Genomic DNA, 17889 nt, shown 5'->3' with positions numbered 1-17889 from the left:
GAGCCAGGAATTTATGCGGCCTGTGCCAGCAGCCCGGTCTCGATGAAGCTCGCCAGCGAAACCAACAGGTGCGGATGCCCATCCTGTTCGACGATCGCCCGCGCATACGGTGCCCAGGCACTGTGCAACTGCCCACGCAGCGGCAGATCGCCTTCGGGCACCTGGCAAATATCATGCACCGCATCCACCATCAGGCCATAGCTGTGCCCACTGATGTCGGCGATGATTGCCAGGCCCCGCCGATCCGGCGGCGTGGGCGCGCCATGGATCAGGGCGGGCACGTCGATGATCGTGAGTACACGGCTGCGCAGGGCGGACAGTCCCGCGACATGCCCCAGCATGCCCGGAACCGGTGAGATGTCGGCCAGCTTGACGACCGCCTCGACCTCATTCGCCTCCACGGCGACGCGGGTGTCGGCCAATGTCGCCAGAAGGTAAAGCTGCTCCATAAATCCCTCCTTAGCGCCGGGTGCCGGTGATGGCCGCCATCAGGGCGTCCTGATCATAGCGGTAGATGCTGCCATCCTCTGGCCCCGCCGGTTTTGGTGACGCGCGCAGTTGAACGATGCGGCATCCCAATATCTCGGCCGCCTGCGTCAGGTCACGGTCAGAACAAAGAACCACGTCCGCCGGATCGACGGTCTCATCCTGGGGCAGGCCCAAAAGGACTTCATGGCCCGCCTGACGCAGCAAGGGCGCCAATATTTCACGCGTCCAGCCATCCTCACTGTCAGCAAGGACGCACCGTCCCCGAACGCGTCTTGCGAAGCTACTATCTGGCAGAGAGGCAAACAGCGCGAAGGGATTAAGGACCTCAAGATGTTCGCCATCGACCATGGCGACGCCGCTCAGCACGCCTTGCAGGGCGACCATGTCGGGCACGGCAGGCATTTCCACGATGTCGAGAACAGCGGCGACCGGATAGCAGGCTTCCTGATTGCCATCCCGAAGCCGCAGCGCCGAAACATGATCGGCAGTAAATTTATGCGCGCCGTTGGCCACCGGCACCAGCCGTCCATCCAGCCGCACAAAGGCATGAGCGCCCGAACGACCAAAGAGCGACGCGTCAACGTCCTCCACCCGCTCAACCAGCGACAGCTTGATCAGCCGTCGTTCGCCCGACAGCTCCTCAAAACGCAGGGCCGACACCATCTCGACCCGGACAGCGCCATCGTCATTGTCATCTGCCTGATCATTGGCCCGTTCATCCGCAACATTCGGCAGGCGCGCGGCATTGGCGAGGCCCGCCGCGTCGAGCAGCAGCATCGGCTTGCCATTGTCGGGCAGCGTCATGCCCGCATAGACGCCGGTCGCCATGACCAGCGGAGAGGCAGGACGAATAACCAGTTCCTCATGGTTATCGACAGCGGCGACACCCAGAGCGAAGGGAACGCCGGTCGCGGATCGCACCACCATGATCGCGCGCGGACCCGGCTGAGCGGACTTCTCCATTCCCAGAACATCTTCCAGATCGATCATCGAATGACGCACCGAACGGATCGTCGCGATCTTCGCGCCACCGACTTCGGCGACGTGCAGCGTCTCGTTATTATCGTGCAGTATCTCGACCACCGCCGCGCGCGGAATGGCGAAGTGCAGCCCCCCAGATCGAATGATGAGGCCCGGAATGATCGTCAGCGTCAACGGAACGCGCAGCACGATCCGCAATCCCCGCCCCAGCTCATTGTGCAGCGCGATGACGCCGCCGATACGCTCCACATTGGCGCGCACCACATCCATTCCGACCCCCCGGCCCGATATCGCGGTCACATGGCTGGCGGTCGACAGCCCGGCCTGGAAGATCAGCTCCAGCTTTTCAGCCTCGCTCATTCTGGCGGCGGCATCGCGGGTCAGCTTGCCTGCTGAGACTGCCTTTTCCACCAGCCGCCGGGTGTCGATACCCTGCCCGTCGTCGCTGACCTCGATCACGATCTGGTTGCCCGACTGGCGTGCCTGCAACTTCAGCGTCCCGGCTTCTGGCTTGCCCAGCGCCTTGCGCTGCTCGGGCATTTCGATGCCATGATCGATGCTGTTGCGCACAATGTGGGTCAGCGGATCGACCACCATCTCCACCATCTCGCGGTCCATTTCGACGTCGCCGCCCTCAAGGACCAGGTCGATCCTCTTGCCCAGTTCGCGGCCCAGATCACGCACCATGCGCGGAATGGCGGTAAACAGCCGCTCCACGCGCTGCATCCGTGTCTTGGAAATGGCGTCCCGCATGTCGGCAACGCATGTGGAAAGCCGTTCGAAGCTGCTTTCCAGCTCAGGGTCGCTCGACCGTTCGCGCAGCTTGCGGGACAGTTCGTTGCGCGCCAGCACCATGTCCGACACGCCGTTCATCAACTGATCGATCAGCGATAGCGGCAAGCGGATGGTCCGGGGCACCGCCTGCGCGCCGCCCTGACGCACAGCCTCGATCGCGGGAGCAACGTCCGTCGCCGCCACCGGTCCTTCCTCGCGTGCGGCGAGGGCGCCAATCAGATAGTCGTCATTTTCATCCGGCAGCGCAGCGCCGATCGCCACCGCCTCGGCAAGTTCGGCGATCCGGTCCATAATGCCCAGCACGGCGCTCACCGTCGCCGGATCGGCGGTACGGTTTCCAGCGCGGATTTCCGACAGCACGTCCTCGGCCGCATGGCTCAGCCGTTCAAAACGCGGCAGGTTGAGGAAGCCGCAGCTGCCCTTTACCGTATGGAAGAAGCGGAAAATGGCGTCCAGCCGGTCGCGATCGCTGGGATCGGCCTCCCAGGCAACGACCTCGCCCGCCAGGGCTTCCAGCGTTTCCTGTGTCTCGGCAATGAATTCCTGAAGTAGTTCGTCCATTCCCTTGGCCTTCACGGATGCGCGCGACGGCACCATGGAGAAGGCGTGGTTAAAGGCTCGTTAAAGACGTTGAACAGCCAGCAAAAAGGGCGCCGCGATCATCATCGCGACGCCCTTTCCGGCTTGGGAAAGCGAAAGCTTAGCGCTCCGTCTTCTCTTCGACGGCATCGGCAGCGCGTTCACCCGCTTCGCGAGTGGCCTCGGCCTTGTTCTCCAAAGCGTCGGCGGCGTTCTCAGCGGCTCTCTCGGCATTGCCGGACAGGTTATCGGCCATCGCTTCCATGTTGCTGGCCTGGTTGTCGATGGCGTCCGCCTGATTCTCGTATGCGTTCTCGACCTTGTTTTCCTGCTTGGAATCGCACGCAGCAAGCGCGATCAAGCTGGCAAGGCCGAGGACTGAGACGATGGTTTTCACGGCGTGTTCTCCTGTTGCGCCCCCCTGGGGCTGACGTCATTCGGCAAGAATTCCGGCCGCGCAAAGCACCCAGAACTCTGACCGCGATCAACTGGTCGCACGGCAGATGGTTCCCGCCGCAGGCTCCTTTCGTCGCAGAAACGAATTATTTTTTGAGGTTATCGCGAATTTCACGGAGCAGCAGCACCTCCTCCGGGGTTGCAGCAGGCGCCTCATCGGGCTTGGGCATCAGCCTGTTCACTGCCCTCACCAGCAGGAAGATGATGAAGGCGAGGATGAGGAAATTGACCAGCACGGTCAGGAATTCGCCCCACCCCAACATGGCGACCCCTGCGCCCTTGAGGTCGGCATAGCTTTCCGGATTGCCCTTGAACCCGGCCGGTATGTCGCCGAGCCGGATGAAATAGCGGGAAAAGTCCGCCCCACCGAACAGATAGCCCACCACCGGCATGATCAGGTCATCGGTCAACGACTTGGTGATGGTGGCGAAGGCGCCGCCAATGATGACACCCACAGCCAGGTCGATCACGCTGCCCCGGTTGATGAATGTCTTGAATTCGGAAATCAGTCCCATGTGAGAACCCCTTGCACTGATTGCGTGTTTAACAGGATGAGCCGTTGCACCCGCTTCGACAACCACCTATTTCCGACATCGTAACAATGCCGAGGATGTTCCATGACGATCCTGCGCCGATTTTCCCCTGCTTTCCTCCTGCCTTTGCTGACAGCTTTTGCGCTGTCCGCCTGTGGCATCAACAGCGTCCCCACTGCGGAGGAAGCGGCCAAAGCCAAATGGGCCGACGTTCAGGCGCAATATCAGCGCCGCTCCAACCTGATCGGCAATCTGGTCGCCACCGTGAAGGCGGCCGGCAAGCAGGAACAGGACACGCTGGTGAAGGTCACGGAGGCGCGCGCCAAGGCGACATCGGTACAGGTCAACGCCGAGGATCTCTCCGACCCCGCCAAGGTCCAACAATTCCAGCAAGCGCAGGCGCAACTGAGCCAGGGCCTCGGGCGGCTTCTTGCATCGGTGGAGGCTTACCCCGACCTCAAGACCAACCAGAATTTCCTCGACCTCCAGTCACAGCTGGAAGGCACCGAGAACCGCATCGCCGTCGCCATTCGGGACTATAATGAAGCAGTGCGAGCCTATAATACGCGCATCCGCACCTTCCCTGACGCGATCGGTGCCAAGATCATCTATGGCGCCAAGCCGATGACCCCCTTCCAGGCAACCACGCCGGGAGCCGAAGAAGCGCCCAAGGTCGACTTCAGCAAGTAAGCGCCAGCGATGCTCCGCCGCCTGCTCCTGATCTTCGCGCTCCTGTCAGCGATGCTTGGCATGGCTCCGTCCGCCGGAGCCCAGAGCTTTCCGAAGTTCGACGACAAGGGCGTGGTGGATGCCGCGAACATCCTCGACCCCGCGCAGGAACAGGCGCTCAGCCAGAAGCTGATCGCGCAGAAGCAGGCGAGCGGGCGGTCGCTGGTGGTGGCCACCATTCCAGACCTGCAAGGCTATGACATATCGGACTATGGCTACCGCCTCGGCCGCGCCTGGGGGATTGGCGACAAGAATAACCAGGGCGTTTTGCTGATCATCGCACCCAATGAACGCAAGGTGCGGATCGAGGTCGGCTATGGCGTCGAAGGCATACTGACGGACGCGCTGTCGTCGCAGATTATCCGCAACGCGATCACGCCCCGCTTCAAGGCTGGCGACATGGCGGGCGGGATCGACGCGGGCGTCGATCAGATCACGTCGCTGCTCGCCCTGCCCCCGGACCAGGCGCGAGCACGTGCCGTGCAGGCGGAGGCCGAAGCCCGCCAGCAGGATAGCGGAGGCGGCGGCATCCTCGGCTTCTGGATCATCATGTTCTTTATCTTCTTCGTCCTGCTGCCACTGCTGTCACGAGCGCGCGGCGGCAAGCGCTATCGCCGTGGTGGCGGCGCGCCTGTCATCCTCTGGGGGCCGGGCATGGGCTCTGGATGGGGCTCTGGCGGCGGGGGGGGATCAAGCTGGGGTGGCGGCGGCGGTTTTTCCGGCGGCGGGAGCTTCGGGGGCGGTGGCGCCTCGGGGGGCTGGTGATGCAGGTCCTTCTTAGTCAAACCGATCACGACCTTGTCACCACCGCCGTCAAGGAAGCAGAGGCACAAACATCCGGCGAGATCGTGACGATCGTCACGCGCCGTTCCGACAGCTATCATGATGTCGGCCTCAGCTGGGCGGTGGTGGCCATATTCCTCGCTTTGTCTTCCATGGCCGCGTTCCCGGCGCAGCTGCGCGCCTTTCTGTCCACGCTGCTGCTGGATTGGGAACATGAGCTTGCCGACTGGAAGCTCATCCTCGGTCTGACCGGCCTTCTCATCTTGAAGTTTCTCGTGGTGCGCTATCTGCTCGCCATCATGCCGCTGCGGATGCTGATGACGCCACGTGCTACCAAGGCCCGCCGGGTGCGCCGCCGCGCGATCCTTCTCTTCCGCACCGCCGCCGAAGCCCGCACGCGCGGGCGCACCGGCGTCCTCATCTATCTCTCGCTTGACGAGCATCGAGCCGAGATCGTCGCCGACCGCGCGATTAACGAAAAAGTCGCGCCCGAAGCGTGGGGCGATGCGATGGCGGCGCTGATCGATGCGATCCGGGCAGGCCAGCCAGGTGAAGGGCTAACACAGGCCGTGCGTCAGGTCGGCGCCGTCCTCGCGACGCATTTCCCGCGCGAGCATGATGACATCAATGAACTGCCCGACAGGCTGATCGAATTATGAGTGAACAGGATATGGCCGCCCCGGAAGAAATCATGTGGGCTGGCCGTTTCATCACCGCCAAGCGTCGCGGCAGGTGGGAATATGTCGGCCGGGCGCGCGGCATCCATGCTGCCGTTATTCTGGCCATCGACGAGGACGAGGACGGGCGGCGGCATGTGCTGCTCGTCGACCAATTCCGGGTGCCGCTCGGCCGCCGCTGCATCGAACTGCCCGCCGGCCTTGTCGGCGATGATGAGGAAGGCGAGGCATCCGAACGCGCGGCCATCCGCGAACTGGAAGAGGAAACCGGATACCGCGCAGGTCACATGGAGGCCGCTGGCGACTTCTACAGTTCGCCCGGCATGGTGTCGGAAAGCTTCTGCCTTTTCCGCGCCCATGACCTGCAAAAGACGGGCGATGGTGGAGGCGTGGACGGGGAAGATATCCGCGTCCACCGCGTTCCACTGGATCAATTGGCGGGGCAGATCGCCGCCTGGCGGGCCGAGGGCTTTGCCATCGACGTCAAACTGCTGCTGCTCCTCGGTGCCGAGCTGAGCCGCTAAACGTCACGGCACGCGATACCAGGCCGCCACCCTCTCCAGCGCCAGCGTCAGGACCAGTTTGCCCGCCCTGCTCGGCCATCCGAGCGCCCGCTCCGCCGCGACCAGCCCCTCGCCAGCGCAGGCGACTCGCCATAATATGTCGCTAAGTCCCGGCCCGGCGGCGGCAATGGCGGCGTGGAAACGCTCCCGCGCGGACAGCTGGGCCATGCTGGGATCAGGCGCTGCCGAGCCACTCCTTGGGCCACCGATCGAAGGCGCTGCGTCCCATCGCATGGTGACACGCGGACCAAGCCCCGCCTTCTCCCAGTCAGCGCGCAACAGCTCCCCCGCCCTGAAATAGCGCTCGCTCAGGTGACCACGTGCATGCAGCCATGCCAGCGGGGATTCGCCCATATTCACCGCCACTGTCTGGACATGTCCTGCGGGGTCCTCGATCTTCTGCTCCACATATTGGCTTCGCATCGGCTTCCTCCCTTGTGCATGAATGATGCGAAGGGGCTTGCCACGACGAACCATTTGTAGGAAAGACGAAAAACCAAATAGGTGAAAAATCGGGAATAGGCATGATCACCCGGATTAGAGAAGTTCGAAAAGCCAAGGGTTTGACGCTGGAGCAAGTCGCGACGCTCTGCCGCCCTGCAACCACGGCGCAGACGATAGGCAGGCTGGAAACCGGCACGCGAACCGTATCGGTCAACTGGTTGAATCGCATTGCCGACGCTCTGGGCGTTGGCTCGTCCGAGCTGGTAGCGCTGCCGGGCCAAAGCGTGGTGCCGGTCGCGGCGCTGCTGGGTCCCGAAGGCGCCCGCGCGCCCACGCGGAGCCTGTCCTTCCCCCCACCCGTACCCGCCGACGCGATGATCGGCGTTCAGGTATCCGCCAGCATCGGTGATTATCGCAGCGGGGATGAAATCTGGTGCCGCCGCATCGGCCCGGACGAATTTGCAAGCGCGCTGAACCGCGACATATTGCTGCCACGCCATGCCGGACGCTTCGTCTTCGGCAGACTGATCGGGCGAGAGGGTGACAAGTTGCAAATATTGCCGCTCGGCAGTGGCAGCCGTCAGCAGGTGATCAGCGACCCACCCTGGGGCGCCGTGGCGGTTCAATTGGTGAGACAATTGTAGCCAAAGCCGCGCTTCAGCCCTAACTCTCGATTAACCGCGATGCCTTAAGGGGGACAGCATGACGCTGAATGTCCTTACGCTCTCGACCCTGTTCCCGGACATGAGCCGTCCGAATTTCGGGGTGTTCGTCGAACGGCAGGCGCGGGAACTCGCCAGCCGCCCCGATGTCAATGTCACGGTGATCGCGCCGCTCGGGGTTCCGATCTGGCCGATTGGCCTTGGCAATCAATATGCGCCGCTCCGCGCCCTGCCGCGCAAGGAACGGTGGCAGAACCTCACCGTCTACCGCCCGATTTTTTCGACGATCCCGAAGATCGGCGCGCGCTACAATGTCGGCAGCATGACGCGCGCGATCCTGCCGCTGGTACGCCACCTGCATGAACAGCAGCCCTTCGACGTCATCGACGCCAGCTTCTTCTTCCCCGACGGCCCGGTGGCGCAGCGCCTGTCACGCGCCCTCGGCATCCCCTATTCCGTCAAGGCACGCGGCGCTGACATCCATTATTGGGGCAAACGGCGCGACACGCGCGGTCTGGTGAAACGCGCCGGGGCGGAAGCGGCGGGCCTGCTCGCCGTGTCTAGCGCAATGCGCCGGTCGATGGTCAAGCTGGGCATGGACGCGGAAAAGATCCGCGTTCACTATACCGGCGTCGATCTTGATCGCTTTGAATTGGCCGATCGCGCCGCCGCCAAGGAAGCATTGGGCTTTGAAGGGCCGGTAGTCCTGTGCGTCGGCGCGCTCATTCCGCGCAAGGGACAGGAACTGCTGGTGCAGGCGCTTCCGCGTCTGCCCGGTATTACCCTGCTCTTCGCTGGCCAAGGTCAGTATCGCCGGGCGCTGGAAAAGCAGGCGGAGGAACTGGCCGTTGACCGACGCATCGGCTTCCTCGGCTCGGTCCCGCATGACCGTCTGCCGCGCATCTATGCCGCGGCCGATGTGATGGCGCTGCCCTCCTCATCCGAGGGGCTCGCCAACGCCTGGGTCGAATCGCTCGCCTGCGGCACGCCGATCGTCATCACCGATGTCGGCGGAGCGCGCGAACTGCTCAACCGTCCGGAAGCGGGCCAGATCGTTGACCGCGACCCTGAAGCGATCGCGGCCGCCATCGGAGAGATTCTCTACAACCCGCCCGAGCGCGAAGCGGTGCGCGATGCAGCACTGCGCTTCACCTGGGAAGCCAATGCCGATCTTCTGCTCCATCATCTGAAGGGCATCGCCCGCAACGGTTAGGCCGGGTGGAGGGGTTTGCCTGTGAAGCACACCCCCGCCCCTCTCAGATCATGGGCCGCACGCCGCAACCGACGGCGCTCGGCATCAGTGCAAATCGGTCACTTCTGGCAGGAAACGATTGCCGCGATCACGGACAGCGTTTCTTCAGGGTCACGCACGCGCACCGTGTCCAGCCCCAGTTCCTTGGCCGGATAGTCATTGCCGCCCGGGAAGATCGCGTCGCCGATAAACATCATCGCATCCAGCGCAATGCCGCTCGCGTCGCGCAACTTCTTGAGGCCATAGGCCTTGTCCACACCCTCGCGCGTGATGTCGATCGATGTCGCGCCGCCCATGTTGATCGACAGGCCAGGCAGCCGCTCCCGCAGATCGGCCTGAATGATACGGCGCTTGGCAAAGTCGGGGTCCCATCCCTCCTTCGCGTGGATAGGAGCCTGCTGCCCCAGCGCGGAGAAGGTGATCTGGCTACCGCGATCCTCGATCCGTTCGCCCCATGTTTCTTCCGGTACGAAACCGGTCGCTTCCAGCGCCTGATCGAAGGCGGCGAAGATGTTCTGCTTCTGCGCCTCGTCAAATAATTCGGCATAGACTGGCGTCCATGCGCCTGCCTGATGCGTGAAAAGCTTGGTGCCGGTCGTCGGCATCAGCCACAGGCGCGACAGGTCCGCGCGGCCGGGCAGGCGGCTCGCCACCTGCTTGTTGAATTGCGGCCAGTCACCCCCGGAAATCACGGCAACATGCGCGACTGTCATCAGGTCAGCCATCGCCTCCCCCATCTCTTCGCCCAAAGGTTGCTTGCTTTCCGCCAGCGTTCCGTCGAGATCAAAGGCGATCAACTCTTTCATTTGGGCAAGCTCCTGGACTCCATGTCGGCGCAGCTATCATCAATTGAGCGATCGGCAAATGCACGGAAGTGAGGAAATGATGCAGCACATGTCGTTGGAAATGGGAAGCGATTGGCTGCTGCTCGACCGTGGCCAGAGCTCGGAGGTTTTTCATATTGGCGACGGAAAAGTCATCAAGATCTTCCATCCCGCCGTGTCCGAAGACATGATCGAGCGCGAAAGGGCGGCTGCCACACTGGCCGATTCCCTCGGCCTCCCCACCGCCGCACCCCGCGCGCGCGTCGAGGTCGATGACAAACGCGCCCTCATCTATCCAAAGATAGACGGCCCATCCGTCGCCAGAGCCATTCGCAAGAAGCCCTTCTCGGCGGCCTCCCTCCTCCGGGACATGGCTCGCCTCTTCCATAAGATGCACGGTCGCTCGGCATCCGGACTGCGCACGGTGAAGTCCGTGCTTCAAACCGATATCGAATATGGCCCGGCGCCCGATCGGCTCAAGCGCGCCGCCACCGATTATCTCGCGCGCCTCCCAGAGGGCAATCAACTCCTCCACGGCGACTTCCACATCGACAATATTCTGGTCAACGATGGCGGGCTGGTGATCCTCGACTGGGCGAAGGCCGCGATCGGCGTGCCCGCCGCCGATGCCGTCAGGAGCGAGATGTTGATGCGGTTCGGCGAAGGCCCTGCCGACCCCATCACCAACATCTGGCGCGACTGGGCCGCCCGTCAGCTTGGCCTCGCCTATCAAAGACAAAGCGGCGTCACGCCCGATCAGCTTTCCCGATGGCGTCCCATCGTCGCGCTAGCATGGCTCCGCGCGCGGCCTCCCGTCCGCAATGCAGCCTTCACCCGCTATCTGAACAACGCCCTACGCGGCGCGCGAATCCGGTCCTCAGCTGACCCGCGCAAGATTGATCCGCCGCACTGGTCCATCCGAACGGCGCTCCCCCTGCTGCCTCTCGTCGCAAAGCCGCTCCACGGCATTGTTCACCAGCATATCGAGGCCCTGATCGCTTAGCAGGCCGCCCCGGATCAGGCATCGATCGATCAGCACCCGGCGGAACGCCGCATAGAGAGTCTGGTCCGGCGCGCCCGGATCGAGCCAGAATTCGTCCAGCGTCCCCCTATAAACAACGCCGGGCACCTTGTAGACAGCATGTCCCAGCACCAGCACCGGCTTGCCCTTGTTCAGCGCCAGCGTGCCGACCGTGCTGTTGACCGTCACCACGCCCAGCGACCGGCCCACCACCTGCGCGATGTCGAGGTCGGCGAGATAGTAGACGCGATCCGTCACCCCATAGCGAGCCGCCAACCGCCGCGTCAACCGCTCCCAGGCGACCAATCCCGAATCCAGCGGATGCCGCTTCACCAACAGGTTAGTGCCCTCGGGCGCATAGCGGGCAAAGCTCTTGATCACGAACCGCAAGGCCGCGCGCATATTGCCGAAGGGCGAATGCACGCGAATCTGATAGTCCGAATCCAGCTGTAGCGGCAGGGCGAAATAGGGCTTGTCCTTAATCTCGTCCCACTGGGTCCGCGACAAACGCAAGTCACGCTTTCGCAGCATCAGCTTCTTGAACCATCCCGCCGCCTCCAGCAGGAAGCTTTGCGGCCGATGCGTCCGGTAAAAGGGAAAGACCGGCCACATCATCGCCGACGCCAGCCCATTGCGCGTCGTATTCACCGCGCGCCTGCGGAAGGTCGAAGGAATTTGCGGCTCCCGCCCGCCCTCCGGCGGCAGGCCCAGCGCCTCGTCCAGATACCATTGCGGGTCAAGCGGCAGCGTCGAATTGCCGTTCACCCCGTCCTCTTGCAACGTCATGAAATCCGGCCGGATATAGCCTTCCTCCAGCACATGGACGCGCAAACCCCTCAGCCGCGCCATCTTGTGCGCCGACGCATGGTAAGGGCGGCAATCGCCATAGAGGATCAGGTCGGTGACGCCATGCTGGACGATGAAATCATCGAAGAAAAGCGGCCAGTTGCGGAAGGACCCGCGATAGTCCGTCGCCTCCCCCGGCCAGTCGACCTTATCCCCGCCATTGATGTTGATCCGCAGCGCGCCATGCCCGCGCGCGCGCAACGCGTCCGCCAGCATCGCGAAAAAGGGTCCATGCGGTCCCTGAAGGAAAAGGAAGGTCTTGGCTTGGTCGTCAGCCATGGAGATGCTCGGCAGACAAAGTCATAAATCTTCTAATTTTCCCCTGTAGCGTCCGCATTCGGATCAGCCATGAAATTGATGACGTCGATCCACTACCCAAACGCTCCACCATGATTTCGGGGCCGCAGGGCAGACCTGTTACCGGGTCGAGGTAACGTGGATAGAGAATCAGGGCGGCCGCCACAAGCTGGTCGATCGTCAGCTTGCGCCCTCGACGCGGATTGGGCTCGGCCAGGTCTCGCGTCAGGCCCCATCCGGCGTAGAATGGCATGCCATGCACCGTGACAGGCCGGTCTCGCAGCAGTGCCTCGAACCCGGTGAGCGATGACAGCACATGCACTTCGTCCACCGCCTGCACCAATGTCATCAGCGGTGCGCCACAATCGAGCGCGTCGGCATGTTCATGCACGACGGCGTCGCTCAAATGCCCGCGCCGCAGCCCGGCTTGCACATCGGGATGGGGCCGGTAGATGATATGGGCATCCGGCTCAGCCCGCCGCGCCCGCTTCAACAGGCCCAGATTGCCCTCGACCCCAGCGCCGCCAAGCTGGACCGACAGGTCATCCTCCACCTGCCCGACGACCAATACCGTGCGCTTGGCGCTAGGGAGGCTGGGCATCTGGCCACCATCCTGCCCATATTTGGTGACGCCCGTCGCCCGGATCGTCGCGCGAAGTCGACCGGCGCGCTCCACTAGCGCCGGTGAAAAAGCATGTGTTGCAAGCAACGTCTCAAGATCGCTCGGCCCGCCCGCATCATAATAGATACCAGACCGGTCGATGACGACCGACCCCGGCGGCGTCAGCGCGGCCCCCAGCCCCTTCGACCGCAAGAAGCCATCCTCCACCCGCGCAACCGCAACGTCCGGCGCGTCCGCCTGCAAGGACGATGGCACCCGCGATGGCCAGACCGCCAGCGCTCCGCCCTCGCGCCTTGCCCGCCGCACCCCGGCGCGTGGGGAAAGGAAGGGCGGCGAACGCACCCCATCCCATAGGAACCGCCGCATCGCTTCGCGCTTCCAAAAGGCTATGCCGCTGGCGGCGGTGATATGCCGGTTGCCTTGCAGATGGCGGCCCCACTCCGCCAGTTGCGCGACGGCTTGCTCGACGCCCACCACCTGGCCGCTGAAACAATCCCGGTAGCTGGCCGCCGCGACCGCTCGCTTTGCCGCCAGCCGAAGCCGTTCAGGCGCGATCACTTCCCCATCAGGTCCATGCACAGCAACGCCCAGCATCCCCGCAATGATCGCCAGCTCATCGTCGGCCGCCGCGTGGACGGAGCGCGCCTGCGCCACCAGCGCCCAGGGATCATACGCCTTGGCTGACTGCCGCAGCGGAAGAATCACAATCTCATCCAGCCTCAAGCCCTCGCGGGGAAAACGACACCCCGCTCGCGCGACGAGCCTCACGCCCTCGCGCTGGCGACCCCAAAAGGCCCCGCCAACCCGCGCCGCCGCGATCTGGTCGATAACGCTGTCTGGAACCTCATCCGGCTCACTCGCCCGCTCGCGCAGAATGCTCACCGCCGCCACGCGCGGGGCAATTCCGGGAAAGGGCGGCGATCGCAGGAAGGGCAGCGGCGTCACTTCGTCAAATCCCGTCCGCACCCAGCAGAAAAGCAATTGTCCACAAAACTTTCATGCGCACCCCCGGCAGGGACGTCAAGCGGGCGCGCTAGCCGTCACATTCTCCAGCAATTGCATGATGATATCGAAATAGTCTCGCCATTGCGGCGCGCGCCACGCCTTGATACGCGCCATCTGCGCCTCGCGCTCGGGTGCATCCGGCAGCGCATAGGCTTCGATCAAACGCATCCATCCGAGCCCGTCCAATGGATCGAGATAGTCCGGAGCCTCTCCCCCAACTTCCCGATGCGCGACGATGTCGCTGCAAATCACCGGCACACCCACCGACAGCGCCTCGATCACCGGAATGCCGAACCCCTCCTCAAACGAAGGCATCAGCATCGCCCGCGCCCCCGCGACCAGCGCGTGCATTTCCGTGTCCGGCACGCTGCCCGCTTCGATGACATGGCCGCGCAGGATTTCCGCGCGCTCCAGCATGTCGACGACATTCTCATTTTCCCAGCCACGACGGCCGATCAGCACCAGCACCGGAGCCCGATCGCCCAAACGCTCCACCAGACGCCGCCACAGATTGAGCAGCAGCAGGTGGTTCTTTCGCGGCTCGATGGTCGAGATGTAAACGAAATAAGGCCGCGACGGCACCTCATGCCTATCGCCCCCAAAAATATCGGGCGGGTCAGAGCCGAAATGAGCGACGCACAGGCTGCGCCCTTCCATGCTCCGCGTCATGAAGGGGCCAAGCGCATCGATCGTCGCCTGGCTGTTGCCGATGATGCCATCGGCATAGCGGTCGATCGTGCGAATCCGCCGCCGATGTTCCTCCGCCCCCTGCGGCCGCGCGAACTCCGGATGGGTGAGCGGGATGACATCATGCACCAGCGTCACGAAACGCGCGCCTTCCGCCCGCAGGATCGCGCCCACCTGAGCCGGGTCGTCCAGATGATGGGGCGACACTTGCAGATAGACGCGCGGGCTGCGGGCACGGGGAACCGGGCGGGGACGCAGCGCGATCAGGTGACGGATCACCGCGGCCCGGCTCGCCGCCTCATCCTTGGCGCTGCTGTTGCGCCAACGCGCCGCCGTGAAGGCCAGAAACTGCCGCACCGCCGCACTGTTCAGCCGCCCATAATAGCCGCCCGCCGGATGCACGGCGGCAAAGGCCAGCCGCTCCGGTATCCGCTCCAGCAATTCACGCGCATAGACATACTCGACCCGGTCGATGCCCGTCGGCGCCGCATGGAAGCTGCGCGACAATAGGCGCGAGATGTCGAGGATGATCTCCGCCTTGCCATCGGCCGCCGAGACATAGCTTCTCGCCGGTTTCGACCGCAGCGCCAGCCGGGCGCCCGGCGCCTTGAACGGTTTCAGCGCCATGTCAGCGCTTCTCTATCGGCTTTGTCATGAAATTCGCGCGGCTCAGAACTGGGCACGTATCTCTTCCGCCAGCGCTTCGAGGGCAGCGGGATCAGCGAAATTGCCTTGGGCATGGGCGGAAAAGCCCATCGGCCCACCCTGCCAGCGCGGCACGATATGAAAATGCAGGTGAAACACGGTCTGCCCGGCAGGCGCGCCGTTGAACTGGGCGACATGGATGCCGTCGGGATCGAGCGCCTTGGCCGTCGCCTTGGCGACTTTCCTCACCGTCGCCATCACCTGCGCCAGTGCCTCATCCTCAATCTCAAGGATGTTGCGCGCCTTCGACCATTTGGAAATGACCAGGCTGTGCCCCTTCGACTGCGGCTGGATGTCGAGGAAGGCATATGTATGCGCATCCTCATACAGCTTGGTCGACGGGATTTTGCCCTGAAGGATCAATGCAAAGACATTGCCTTCGTCATAGGTGCCCTCAAGGCTCATGCCACAATCCTCAGCTCAGATAATGAGCCGTGGTCTTAGCGGCGACTTCCTCCGCCGTCACGCCCGGCGCGAGTTCAACCAGCTTGAACGGGCTGTCATGGTCTGCGCGCATGAACACACACAGGTCGGTGACGATCATATCGACCACATTCTTGCCGGTCAGCGGCAGGGTGCAGGCCGGGATGAACTTCGGGCTGCCGTCCTTGGACGTATGTTCCATGACGACAATGATCTTCTTGACGCCCGCGACCAAATCCATCGCGCCGCCCATGCCCTTGATCATCTTGCCGGGGATCATCCAGTTCGCGATATCGCCATTTTCCGCGACTTCCATCGCACCCAGCACGGTCAGGTCAATATGCCCGCCCCGGATCATGGCAAAGCTGTCAGCGCTGGAGAAATAGACGCTGTTCGGCAGTTCGCTGATCGTCTGCTTGCCCGCATTGATCAGGTCGGCGTCTTCGTCACCCTCATAGGGAAAGGGACCGATACCCAGCATGCCATTTTCCGACTGGAGCGTCACTTCCACGCCCGCCGGAATATGGTTCGCCACCAGCGTCGGAATGCCAATGCCAAGGTTCACATAGAAGCCGTCCTTCAGTTCCTTGGCCGCCCGCGCAGCCATCTCGTCACGAGTCCAAGGCATCAGGCGGTCTCCCTCTGGCGAACGGTGCGGAATTCGATCTTCTTCTCGTAAGGCGAACCGACAATCATGCGCTTCACATAAATGCCGGGCAGGTGGATCGCGTCGGGATCAAGGCTGCCGACCGGCACCACTTCCTCGACTTCGGCGACGCAGATCTTCGCGGCGGTCGCCATCGGCGCGTTGAAGTTGCGCGCAGTCTTGCGGAAGATCAGGTTGCCGCTTTCGTCAGCCTTCCATCCCTTGATGATCGCCACGTCAGCGAAGATGCCACGTTCCAGGATATAGTCCTGCCCGTCGAAGCTCTTCACTTCCTTACCCTCGGCAACCGCCGTGCCGACGCCCGTCTTGGTGTAGAAGCCCGGAATGCCCGCGCCGCCCGCGCGGCAGCGCTCAGCCAGCGTCCCTTGCGGACAGAACTCCACCTCCAGCTCGCCTGCCAAATATTGCCGCTCGAACTCCTTGTTCTCGCCGACATAGGAGGAGATCATCTTCTTGACCTGCCGGGTGCGTAGCAGCTTGCCGAGCCCCTCGCCGTCAATTCCGGCGTTGTTGGAGGCGATGGTGAGGTCCTTGACCCCCGAATCACGGATCGCGTCGATCAGACGCTCGGGAATTCCGCAAAGTCCAAAGCCACCTGCACAAAGATGCATGCCATCGAAGAGAAGGCCCTCCAACGCAGACGCAGCATCGGGGTATAGCTTCTTGACCATCGCTTTTCCTCCTCCTGAATGGCTTCAGCCCATAGGGGGAAGCAGCCGGAGGGTCAATTTGCTGCAATGGCGAAAGTAGCGCTCCGGTGTTCCTGCGAAGGCAGGAACCCAGTCCCGCCCTAACCTGGTCACTCCTGCCTGCGCAGGAGCACAAAGCGCTTAAATCAACCCGGCAAGCGGGCTCGACGGATCGGCATACATGCGCTTCCCCATCCGCCCGGCGCGATAGGCCATGCGCCCGGCTTCCACCCCGGCCTTCATAGCCGCCGCCATCAGCACCGGGTCCTTCGCTTCAGCAATCGCCGTGTTCATCAGAACGCCGGTGCAGCCCAACTCCATCGCCTCTGCCGCTTCCGACGCCGTGCCCACGCCCGCATCCACCAGCACCGGCAGCTTCGTGCCCTCCACGATCAGGCGGATCGTCACCCGGTTCTGGATACCCAGTCCCGACCCGATCGGCGCGCCCAGCGGCATGATCGCCACCGCGCCCGCATCCTCCAGCCGCTTGGCCGCGATCGGATCGTCAACGCAATAGACCATCGGCTTGAAGCCTTCCTTGGCCAGCACCTCGGTCGCGCGCAAAGTCTCCACCATGTCGGGATAGAGCGTCCGCGCCTCGCCCAGCACCTCCAGCTTGACGAGGTCCCAACCGCCCGCCTCACGCGCCAGCCGCAGCGTGCGAATTGCCTCCTCGCCAGTGAAACAGCCCGCCGTATTGGGCAGATAAGTGATCTTCTTAGGATCGATGAAGTCGGTCAGCATCGGCGCCTTGGGGTCCGACACATTGACGCGCCGCACCGCCACGGTGACGATCTCCGCCCCCGAAGCCGCAACCGCCGCCGCATTCTGCTCAAAATTCTTGTATTTGCCGGTGCCGACAATCAGCCGCGACCGGAAAGTCTTGCCCGCGACGGTCCAGCTGTCGTCATCCACCGCCGACACATCGCCACCGCCCACAAAGTGCACAATCTCCAGATCGTCGCCATCCTCGACGCACACCTGCGCCAGCGTCGAGCGCGGCACGACCTCCAGGTTGCGCTCCACCGCGACCTTTTCCGGCACGAAGCCGAGTTCGCTCGCCAGTTCCGCCAGCGTCATGCCCGCGCGCACGCGGCGATGCTCGCCATTGATGGAGATCGATACTGTTCCGTCAACGTGCAATGCTCTGTCCTGTCTCT

The 17889-nt window shown here is 63.3% G+C and carries 19 protein-coding genes and 1 pseudogene; 7 read left to right on the top strand and 13 right to left on the bottom strand.

Translation table 11 applies throughout. From position 1 onward, the window contains the following. Positions 1–11 precede the first annotated feature (11 nt). The 4 genes from ACZ5ZH_RS00975 to mscL form a co-directional block, all read right to left on the bottom strand. A complete protein-coding gene (locus tag ACZ5ZH_RS00975) occupies positions 12–449 on the bottom strand; it encodes a chemotaxis protein CheW (protein ID WP_460987507.1) in 438 nt (145 codons plus the stop codon). A 10-nt stretch (positions 450–459) separates the two neighbouring features. Further along, the gene (locus ACZ5ZH_RS00970; protein WP_464771885.1) at positions 460–2826 is read right to left on the bottom strand and encodes a chemotaxis protein CheA; all 2367 of its coding nucleotides are present in this window, start codon (positions 2824–2826) and stop codon (positions 460–462) included. A gap of 139 nt (positions 2827–2965) precedes the next feature. Beyond that, positions 2966–3241: a hypothetical protein gene (locus tag ACZ5ZH_RS00965; protein WP_449471228.1), complete on the bottom strand. Its 276-nt coding sequence runs from the start codon at positions 3239–3241 to the stop codon at positions 2966–2968. A 145-nt stretch (positions 3242–3386) separates the two neighbouring features. Next, a complete protein-coding gene (gene mscL, locus ACZ5ZH_RS00960) occupies positions 3387–3815 on the bottom strand; it encodes a large conductance mechanosensitive channel protein MscL (RefSeq protein WP_196225374.1) in 429 nt (142 codons plus the stop codon). Between the two features lie 102 nt (positions 3816–3917). On the opposite strand from mscL, the gene ACZ5ZH_RS00955 reads away from it, so the two are divergent. Genes ACZ5ZH_RS00955 through ACZ5ZH_RS00940 form a run of 4 tightly spaced genes read left to right on the top strand, consistent with a single transcriptional unit; the run spans position 3918 to position 6546 of the window. Next, positions 3918–4523, top strand: coding sequence for a LemA family protein (locus ACZ5ZH_RS00955; RefSeq protein WP_449471225.1), 606 nt, complete (start codon positions 3918–3920; stop codon positions 4521–4523). A 9-nt stretch (positions 4524–4532) separates the two neighbouring features. After that, positions 4533–5327, top strand: coding sequence for a TPM domain-containing protein (locus ACZ5ZH_RS00950; RefSeq protein WP_464771884.1), 795 nt, complete (start codon positions 4533–4535; stop codon positions 5325–5327). Next, positions 5327–6004: a TPM domain-containing protein gene (locus ACZ5ZH_RS00945; protein ID WP_464771883.1), complete on the top strand. Its 678-nt coding sequence runs from the start codon at positions 5327–5329 to the stop codon at positions 6002–6004. The genes ACZ5ZH_RS00950 and ACZ5ZH_RS00945 overlap by 1 nt, the downstream gene beginning before the upstream one ends. Further along, entirely contained in the window at positions 6001–6546 is a 546-nt protein-coding gene (locus ACZ5ZH_RS00940) for an NUDIX hydrolase (protein ID WP_464771882.1), read from the top strand. The genes ACZ5ZH_RS00945 and ACZ5ZH_RS00940 overlap by 4 nt, the downstream gene beginning before the upstream one ends. 3 nt (positions 6547–6549) lie before the next feature. Here the strand turns inward: ACZ5ZH_RS00940 and ACZ5ZH_RS00935 are convergent, their stop codons facing one another. Further along, complete coding sequence (locus ACZ5ZH_RS00935) at positions 6550–7008, bottom strand: DUF6456 domain-containing protein (protein WP_464771881.1); 459 nt, start codon at positions 7006–7008, stop codon at positions 6550–6552. A gap of 101 nt (positions 7009–7109) precedes the next feature. On the opposite strand from ACZ5ZH_RS00935, the gene ACZ5ZH_RS00930 reads away from it, so the two are divergent. Together ACZ5ZH_RS00930 and ACZ5ZH_RS00925 are read left to right on the top strand one after the other, a co-directional pair. Next, entirely contained in the window at positions 7110–7673 is a 564-nt protein-coding gene (locus ACZ5ZH_RS00930) for a helix-turn-helix domain-containing protein (protein WP_464771880.1), read from the top strand. A 58-nt stretch (positions 7674–7731) separates the two neighbouring features. Further along, positions 7732–8904, top strand: a complete 1173-nt coding sequence (locus ACZ5ZH_RS00925; protein ID WP_464771879.1) for a glycosyltransferase — start codon at positions 7732–7734, stop codon at positions 8902–8904. A gap of 98 nt (positions 8905–9002) precedes the next feature. Here ACZ5ZH_RS00925 and ACZ5ZH_RS00920 read toward each other — a convergent pair whose 3' ends face one another. Continuing rightward, positions 9003–9749 (bottom strand): HAD-IIB family hydrolase, encoded by a 747-nt coding sequence (locus ACZ5ZH_RS00920; protein ID WP_460987501.1) that lies wholly within the window; start codon positions 9747–9749, stop codon positions 9003–9005. A gap of 58 nt (positions 9750–9807) precedes the next feature. Here ACZ5ZH_RS00920 and ACZ5ZH_RS00915 point away from each other — a divergent pair. Beyond that, a pseudogene (locus ACZ5ZH_RS00915) lies at positions 9808–10401 on the top strand (phosphotransferase family protein); the annotation flags it as partial. A gap of 243 nt (positions 10402–10644) precedes the next feature. Here the strand turns inward: ACZ5ZH_RS00915 and ACZ5ZH_RS00910 are convergent. The 7 genes from ACZ5ZH_RS00910 to thiS all read right to left on the bottom strand — a co-directional run bounded on the left by ACZ5ZH_RS00910 (position 10645) and on the right by thiS (position 17872). Continuing rightward, positions 10645–11913 (bottom strand): capsule biosynthesis protein, encoded by a 1269-nt coding sequence (locus ACZ5ZH_RS00910; RefSeq protein WP_464771878.1) that lies wholly within the window; start codon positions 11911–11913, stop codon positions 10645–10647. Next, a complete protein-coding gene (locus ACZ5ZH_RS00905) occupies positions 11906–13498 on the bottom strand; it encodes a capsular polysaccharide export protein, LipB/KpsS family (RefSeq protein ID WP_464772565.1) in 1593 nt (530 codons plus the stop codon). Before ACZ5ZH_RS00905 ends, ACZ5ZH_RS00910 begins: the two co-directional genes overlap by 8 nt. Positions 13499–13573: 75 nt before the next feature. Then, entirely contained in the window at positions 13574–14872 is a 1299-nt protein-coding gene (locus ACZ5ZH_RS00900) for a glycosyltransferase family 4 protein (protein ID WP_464771877.1), read from the bottom strand. Positions 14873–14914: 42 nt separating this feature from the next. Continuing rightward, complete coding sequence (locus ACZ5ZH_RS00895) at positions 14915–15355, bottom strand: HIT family protein (protein WP_464771876.1); 441 nt, start codon at positions 15353–15355, stop codon at positions 14915–14917. A 10-nt stretch (positions 15356–15365) separates the two neighbouring features. Further along, positions 15366–16001 carry a CoA transferase subunit B gene (locus tag ACZ5ZH_RS00890; protein WP_464771875.1) on the bottom strand — a complete coding sequence of 212 codons (636 nt, stop codon included), beginning with the start codon at positions 15999–16001 and terminating at the stop codon, positions 15366–15368. Next, positions 16001–16711: a CoA transferase subunit A gene (locus ACZ5ZH_RS00885; protein WP_464771874.1), complete on the bottom strand. Its 711-nt coding sequence runs from the start codon at positions 16709–16711 to the stop codon at positions 16001–16003. Before ACZ5ZH_RS00885 ends, ACZ5ZH_RS00890 begins: the two co-directional genes overlap by 1 nt. A 159-nt stretch (positions 16712–16870) precedes the next feature. Continuing rightward, positions 16871–17872, bottom strand: a complete 1002-nt coding sequence (thiS, locus tag ACZ5ZH_RS00880; protein ID WP_460987494.1) for a sulfur carrier protein ThiS — start codon at positions 17870–17872, stop codon at positions 16871–16873. Between the last annotated feature and the right edge of the window lie 17 nt (positions 17873–17889).

It is taken from the genome of Sphingobium sp. TomMM7A (assembly GCF_055397305.1).
Note: the sequence above shows the minus strand (reverse complement) of the source record. Positions and strands in the feature narration are given on the sequence as shown.

What these genes read in the sequence shown, in the direction of transcription:
- ACZ5ZH_RS00975 (WP_460987507.1), bottom strand. Translation starts at nt 449, where the DNA reads ATGGAGCAGCTTTACCTTCTGGCGACATTGGCCGACACCCGCGTCGCC.
- ACZ5ZH_RS00970 (WP_464771885.1), bottom strand. Translation starts at nt 2,826, where the DNA reads ATGGACGAACTACTTCAGGAATTCATTGCCGAGACACAGGAAACGCTG.
- mscL (WP_196225374.1), bottom strand. Translation starts at nt 3,815, where the DNA reads ATGGGACTGATTTCCGAATTCAAGACATTCATCAACCGGGGCAGCGTG.
- ACZ5ZH_RS00955 (WP_449471225.1), top strand. Translation starts at nt 3,918, where the DNA reads ATGACGATCCTGCGCCGATTTTCCCCTGCTTTCCTCCTGCCTTTGCTG.
- ACZ5ZH_RS00950 (WP_464771884.1), top strand. Translation starts at nt 4,533, where the DNA reads ATGCTCCGCCGCCTGCTCCTGATCTTCGCGCTCCTGTCAGCGATGCTT.
- ACZ5ZH_RS00945 (WP_464771883.1), top strand. Translation starts at nt 5,327, where the DNA reads ATGCAGGTCCTTCTTAGTCAAACCGATCACGACCTTGTCACCACCGCC.
- ACZ5ZH_RS00940 (WP_464771882.1), top strand. Translation starts at nt 6,001, where the DNA reads ATGAGTGAACAGGATATGGCCGCCCCGGAAGAAATCATGTGGGCTGGC.
- ACZ5ZH_RS00935 (WP_464771881.1), bottom strand. Translation starts at nt 7,008, where the DNA reads ATGCGAAGCCAATATGTGGAGCAGAAGATCGAGGACCCCGCAGGACAT.
- ACZ5ZH_RS00930 (WP_464771880.1), top strand. Translation starts at nt 7,110, where the DNA reads ATGATCACCCGGATTAGAGAAGTTCGAAAAGCCAAGGGTTTGACGCTG.
- ACZ5ZH_RS00925 (WP_464771879.1), top strand. Translation starts at nt 7,732, where the DNA reads ATGACGCTGAATGTCCTTACGCTCTCGACCCTGTTCCCGGACATGAGC.
- ACZ5ZH_RS00920 (WP_460987501.1), bottom strand. Translation starts at nt 9,749, where the DNA reads ATGAAAGAGTTGATCGCCTTTGATCTCGACGGAACGCTGGCGGAAAGC.
- ACZ5ZH_RS00910 (WP_464771878.1), bottom strand. Translation starts at nt 11,913, where the DNA reads ATGGCTGACGACCAAGCCAAGACCTTCCTTTTCCTTCAGGGACCGCAT.
- ACZ5ZH_RS00900 (WP_464771877.1), bottom strand. Translation starts at nt 14,872, where the DNA reads ATGGCGCTGAAACCGTTCAAGGCGCCGGGCGCCCGGCTGGCGCTGCGG.
- ACZ5ZH_RS00895 (WP_464771876.1), bottom strand. Translation starts at nt 15,355, where the DNA reads ATGAGCCTTGAGGGCACCTATGACGAAGGCAATGTCTTTGCATTGATC.
- ACZ5ZH_RS00890 (WP_464771875.1), bottom strand. Translation starts at nt 16,001, where the DNA reads ATGCCTTGGACTCGTGACGAGATGGCTGCGCGGGCGGCCAAGGAACTG.
- ACZ5ZH_RS00885 (WP_464771874.1), bottom strand. Translation starts at nt 16,711, where the DNA reads ATGGTCAAGAAGCTATACCCCGATGCTGCGTCTGCGTTGGAGGGCCTT.